A 5,472-nucleotide genomic window follows, 5' to 3' on the forward strand; every position below is an offset into this window, starting at 1 on the left:
GGTTGCGGGCTGGTGCGTGGGCGGTGGGGAAGGGCCGGGCGGCGGGGGCTGGTCGATGATGCTCGGGGGGTGCCCCGGGCCTTGGGCGGGGGGAACGAAATGGCCAGCCTCGCGGCGTGGGAGGCTGGCCGTTGGCGGTTTCGGGGAGGACGGCGTTAGATGCGGCCGGCCATGTTGCGCAGGCGGCGGATGCGCTCGTCGAGCGGTGGGTGGGTGCTGAAGAGGTTGGCGAGGCCTTCGCCGCGGAAGGGGTTGGCGATGTAGAGGGCGGAGACGGCTTCTTGGGCTGGGGTCGGCTCCATGGGGACGGCGGCGATGCCCATTTTGAGCTTTTCGAGGGCGCTGGCGAGGGCGAGGGGGTCGCGGGTGACGCGAGCGCCGGTTTCGTCGGCGGCGTATTCGCGCGAGCGGCTGATGCCGAGTTGGAGGAGGGTGGCGGCGATGGGTGCGATGAGGATGACGAGGAGGGCGACGAGGGGGTTACGGTCGCGGTCGCCGCCGCCGAAGATGCTGGTCCACATGAGGACCTGGGCAATCATGGAGATGGCGCCGGCGATGGTGGCGACGATGGAGCTGGTGAGGATGTCGCGATTCTTGACGTGGCCCATTTCGTGGCCGATGACGGCGCGGAGCTCGCGTTCGTCGAGGAGTCGGAGGATGCCGGTGGTGACGGCGACGACGGCGTGCTTGGGGTCGCGGCCGGTGGCGAAGGCGTTGGGTGAGGCGTTTTCGACGATGTAGACGCGAGGCATGGGCATGCCGGAGGCTCGAGCGACTTCGCGGACGAGCTGGTAGAGGCGGGGGGCCTCGGCTTCGGTGACCTCGCGTGCGCCTGCCATGGCGAGTGCGACGCGGTCGCTGAACCAGTATGCGAAGAAGTTCATGACGCCGGCGAAGAGAAGGAAGACGATGGCTCCGCTGGTGCCGCCGATGAGGCCGCCGACGGCGACGAGGAGCCCGGTGAGGGCGGCAAGGAGGACGGTCGTCTTGAGGAAGTTCATGGTCGAGAGCTGGATAACCTCCTCTTTCGAGTGTAGCGAAATTGCGGGGTCGGGTGGGTAGGGCGAGGTTAAGTGGGGACTCCCTGGCACCTATTTTAGGTGAGTTTGTGTGGTCAGCGGGCCATGCCGTGGAACTCGGGGTTGGGGAGGACGCCGGCTCCGCTCATGAGGCGGTTGGTGAAGTTGAACATGGCGGTGATTTCGACGATGTCCCAGCAGTCTTCGTCGCTGAAGCCGAGGGCGCGCAGTTCGTCGATGTCGTCTTCGGTGACGGTGACGGGGTCGAGGGTGAGTTTGACGGCGAAGTCGAGCATGGCCATTTGTTTTTCGGAGAGGCCTGCTTTGCGGTAGTCGAGGGTGATGCGGTCGCCCTGGACGGGGTCTTTGAGGATGGCGCGGAGGGCCATTCCATGGGTGGTGAGGCAATAGAGGCATTGGTTCTGCATGGAGACGACGACGGCGATCATTTCGCGCTCGGCGCGGCCGAGGCCGGGGGTGGGCTCCATGACGGATTGGTAGTGGGCGTACCACTTGAGCATGCGGTCGCCGCGCCAGGCGAGGGCACGGAAGACGTTGGGCACGAAGCCCATGCGTTCTTCCATTTGGTCGAAGAGGGCGCGAGCTTCGTCGGAAAGCTGGTCGCGTTCGAGGACGGGGAACCACGAGATGCGTTCGCTGCTCATGAGCGAAGGGTGATGGGAGCGGGCGGAGCCGTCAATGGGAATCAGTCGGAATCAGTTGACACGAGGGTCGGCGGGGGCCCAGGCGAAGAGTGCGAGGCGGCCGGGCTGACGCAGGAGGACGCGGCGCCAGAGTGTTTCGGGGTTGGGGTCGAAGGCGTCGGTTTCGAGGGCGGGGACGACGAACCAGGCCTCTTCGGCGATTTCGCGCTCGAGCTGGCCGGCGCCCCATCCGGCGTAGCCGGCGAAGACGCGGACGGTGCGGAGGTCGGGTCGGAGGTCGTCGATGGTGCGGGAGAGGTCGAGGAGGGCGACTTGGCCAACGATGCGATTGGGGGGTTGGGCGTGGGGTGCGAGCCGGCCGAGGACGATGGCGGCTGTGGGTTCGACGGGCCCGCCTTGGAAGATGACCGGGGGCTCGGCGGCGAATTCGGCGAAGTGGGGGAGGTGTTCGACGACGGGTGCTTGCTGGACGGGGCGGTTGAGGACGAGGCCCATTGCGCCGTCTTCGTCGTGCATACAGAGGAGGACGACGGTGCGGAAGAAGTTGGGGTCGACGAGGGAGAGGGATGCAACGAGCAGGCTACCGGCGAGCGATTGGGCCACGGGATGATATTGGACGAGGTGGGGGCGAGTGACCAGTCAGGCGACTCCGAGGTGGTACTCGCGGTCGCATTCGAGGGAGAGTGCGCGGACGACCGCCATGAGTTCTTCGATCCGTGCGCCGATTCGGTCGTGGAGGTCGGGGGCGATGTCGCCCGTGTGGGCGGTGTGGCGGAGGAGGTCGCGGAGGTGGTCGAGCGTCTGGATGGCGCCTCGTAGGGAGGCGCGAAGTTCGAATCGCGACTGGAGGTCGTAGGGTGGGATGAGCGATGCGGCACAGGCGACGTGGGCGAGGACGGTTATGCCGGCGTCGGCGATCTGGCTGCCGTAGTACCGTTGTCGGCCGAGTTGTCGTTCGAGGTCGAGGGTGTATTCGGAGATTTCGTGGGCGAGGCTGTGGGCGAGCAGGGTGAGGCCTCGCAGGTCGCGGATGGGCATGGGGTGGCCAACCTTGCGGGGAGTGGCTCCTCCTGGGTGTATCGGCGGGCTGGGGGTTGCCTTGTATTGGGGTTTGTGCGGATTCTTTGGCGGTACGGAGAAGGCCTCGCTCAGGAGGGTGGCTGGCCGAGGCCGATGATGCCGCGCTGGGCGAGGTCTTGGAGGTCGGTGGGGGTGAGCCCGAGCTCGGCAGCGAGGACGTCGCGGGTGTGTTCACCGAGGAGGGGGGCGCGCTGGAGTTCGACGTCGGAGTCGCTGAGGTGGATGGGCGGAGCGAGGAGCTGGAATTCGCCGACGGTGGGGTGGTGGATGGTGCGGATCATGTTGCGGGCGTGGAGGTGGCGATTGGTGAGGATGTCTTCGGTGTCGAAGACGGCGCTGCAGGGGACGCCGGCGGCGGCGAGGTGCTCCATGGCTTGGAACTTGGTGCGCTGGCGGGTCCAGCTGGCGATGATTTCCCAGAGTTCGTCGCCGTGGGCGTGGCGGTCGCGGACGGTGGCGAAGCGGGGGTCCATGCCGAGCTCGGGCATGTCGATGGCGGCGATGAGGGCATCCCACATGCGGGTGGTGACGACCATGATGTAGAGGTAGTCGTTGGGGCCGCCGGGGGCGCAGGGGTAGAGGTCGGTGGGGACGACGGTTCGGTTGCCGCGGCGCTGGATTGGGCTGTCGCGCCATTCGCGTTGGGACATGGGCTCGCGCATGAAGTTGGCGATGATTTCCTGCATGGAGATTTCGACGACTTGGCCGCGACCGGTTCGTTGGCGTTGGACGTAGGCGGCGAGGATGCCGAGGGCGGCGTGGACGCCGGAGCCGGTATCGCCGAAGGTGGCGCCGGGACGCATGGGTGGGCCGTCGGGGTTGCCGGTGACGCTGAATGCGCCGCCGGCTGCCTGGGCGACCATGTCGAAGCATTTGTAGTTGGCGTAAGGCCCCGTTGTGCCGAAGCCTTTGATGGTGGCGTAGATGATGCCGGGGTTGAGGGCGCTGAGGGTGTCGTAGCCGAGCCCGAGCTTTTCCATGGTGCCGAGGGTGAAGTTTTCGACGACGACGTCGAAGCGGGGTACGAGGGAGAAGAAGAGTTGGCGCCCTTCGGGGGTATCGAGGGCGATGGCGACGCTCTTTTTGTTGTTGTTGAAGGAGAGGAAGTAGTAGGAATCGCGGCCTTTGGTGGCGACGTTGCGGCCTGGGTCGCCGACGCCGGGGCGCTCGATTTTGATGACGTGGGCGCCGAGCCAGGCGAGGTACTGGGTACAGCTGGTGCCAGCTTCGTACTGGGTGAGGTCGAGGACCTTCATGCCATCGAGCGCGGCCATGGGGGCCTCCGGGGTGCGGATGGCGGGGAGTTTAGCAGGGAGGGGCTGGGCAGGTGCGCGGTCAGGCGTCGGGGCCGTTCTCCGGGGGCGGGGGACGCTGGCGGAGGCGGCGAAGGAGGCGGGCGAGGGCTGCGCCGAGCATGCCGACGGCGATGCCGGCGAGGCCGCCGAGCACCATCCAGGGGAGGACCGAACCGCTGCTGTTGTCTTCTTCGATTTGGAAGAGGGTAGCGCTGCGGGAGGTGATCCCGTCGCTGGGGGGAGCCGGTTGGCTGGGCGTGGTCGCTCCGCCGGGGGGACCGGGGAAGCGGTTGGGCTGGCCAGGGGTAGGCTCGAGGGTGATGGCCCAGTTTTCGGGGCCCGGGTCGGCGTGTGGGTTGCGGAGGCCGAGTGTTTCGCCGGCTTCGGGGGCGGGAGGGGCCGGGTCGAAGACGTCGGTCCGGGTGCCGAAGGAGAGCTCGTCGACGATGCGGCCGGCGGGGTCGCGGAGGCGGAGCAGGTCGCCGGTGTTGCCGATCCCGTTGCCGATTTGGCCATCGGAGACGCGGGCGATGGCGATATTTGGCGGGAGGTCTGCCGAGGAGCCGGCGATGACGGCGTAGCCGCCGGGGGGCAGGAGGAGTGCGGGGAGGATGTCGGCGGCGGTGGCGTCGCCGATGGTCCAGCCGGCGAGGTCGATGGGTTGGCTGGAGATGTTGACGATCTCGACCCATTCGTAGGGTGCGTCGCGACCGGGTTCGGGGGGGTCGGCGAGGATTTCGGCGATGCGGAGGGAGGGGGAGGGAGCTGCTTCGGCATGGTCGCTGGAGTGGGTCGGCGTGCCCTGGCTCGGGGCGGCGGGTTGGCGGGGGGTGGCGGCGGTGGCGGGCTGCCGGGTGGCCGGAGCGCCGACGATGGATGGTGTCGCGGTGGGCTTCGGGGTCGGGGTGGGGGTCGCCGGGGGAGGTTCGACGCGGTCGAACCAGGCGTCGTCGAAGCAGGCGGCGGCGCTCGCGATGGGGCGCAGCATGAGCCGTACGCGCGCGGAGCGGGCGTCGGCGGGGGCCTGGATGGGGCCGGTGGAGAGGTATGCCCAGTCGCCGGTGGCGGGTTGGCTGTCGGCCTGGTCGGTACCGGCGCCCGAACCATCGGCGGTGGTGTACCAGGTGACGCGGAGGAAGGTTTCGCCACCGCTGGCGGAGGCCCAGGCGGTGGCTTCGTACCACGCTCCGGGCTCGACCTGGACGGCCTGGTAGAGCCATTTGGTCGAGGCGGTGTCGGAGTCGAGGCAGGCGCTGTAGCGGCCGCTGTAGGCCTCGGAGGAGGAGCGGAGTTCGCCGCCGACTTTGGACCAGTATGCGGGTTTTCCGGATTGGACGGCTTCGAAATCGCCGTTGCGGAGGAGGCCGCGGAAATTTGCGGGGGGTAGGGTGGGTGTGGCGGTGGGGGGAAGGG

The 5,472-nt window shown here is 68.1% G+C and carries 6 protein-coding genes; all 6 read right to left on the reverse strand.

What is annotated here, in order from left to right:
• Positions 1-155: 155 nt before the first annotated feature.
• Positions 156-1,001 (reverse strand): zinc metalloprotease HtpX, encoded by an 846-nt coding sequence (locus tag VAE53_RS08855; RefSeq protein ID WP_322819015.1) that lies wholly within the window; start codon positions 999-1,001, stop codon positions 156-158.
• 113 nt (positions 1,002-1,114) lie between these two features.
• Entirely contained in the window at positions 1,115-1,684 is a 570-nt protein-coding gene (locus VAE53_RS08860; protein WP_322819016.1) for a peroxidase-related enzyme, read from the reverse strand.
• 51 nt (positions 1,685-1,735) lie between these two features.
• On the reverse strand, positions 1,736-2,287 hold the full coding sequence (locus tag VAE53_RS08865; RefSeq protein WP_322819017.1) for a YqgE/AlgH family protein: 552 nt from the start codon (positions 2,285-2,287) through the stop codon (positions 1,736-1,738).
• A 36-nt stretch (positions 2,288-2,323) separates the two neighbouring features.
• Positions 2,324-2,722 carry a hypothetical protein gene (locus VAE53_RS08870; RefSeq protein WP_322819018.1) on the reverse strand — a complete coding sequence of 133 codons (399 nt, stop codon included), beginning with the start codon at positions 2,720-2,722 and terminating at the stop codon, positions 2,324-2,326.
• A 110-nt stretch (positions 2,723-2,832) separates the two neighbouring features.
• Entirely contained in the window at positions 2,833-4,038 is a 1,206-nt protein-coding gene (locus VAE53_RS08875; protein ID WP_322819019.1) for a CoA transferase, read from the reverse strand.
• Positions 4,039-4,099: 61 nt separating this feature from the next.
• Positions 4,100-5,472: lamin tail domain-containing protein (locus VAE53_RS08880; protein ID WP_322819020.1), on the reverse strand; the 1,373-nt coding region annotated here is incomplete at its 5' end.

It is taken from the genome of Tepidiforma sp. (assembly GCF_034432735.1).
In the GTDB taxonomy this organism is placed as follows: domain Bacteria; phylum Chloroflexota; class Dehalococcoidia; order Tepidiformales; family Tepidiformaceae; genus Tepidiforma.

What these genes read in the sequence shown, in the direction of transcription:
- VAE53_RS08855 (WP_322819015.1), bottom strand. Translation starts at nt 1,001, where the DNA reads ATGAACTTCCTCAAGACGACCGTCCTCCTTGCCGCCCTCACCGGGCTC.
- VAE53_RS08860 (WP_322819016.1), bottom strand. Translation starts at nt 1,684, where the DNA reads ATGAGCAGCGAACGCATCTCGTGGTTCCCCGTCCTCGAACGCGACCAG.
- VAE53_RS08870 (WP_322819018.1), bottom strand. Translation starts at nt 2,722, where the DNA reads ATGCCCATCCGCGACCTGCGAGGCCTCACCCTGCTCGCCCACAGCCTC.
- VAE53_RS08875 (WP_322819019.1), bottom strand. Translation starts at nt 4,038, where the DNA reads ATGGCCGCGCTCGATGGCATGAAGGTCCTCGACCTCACCCAGTACGAA.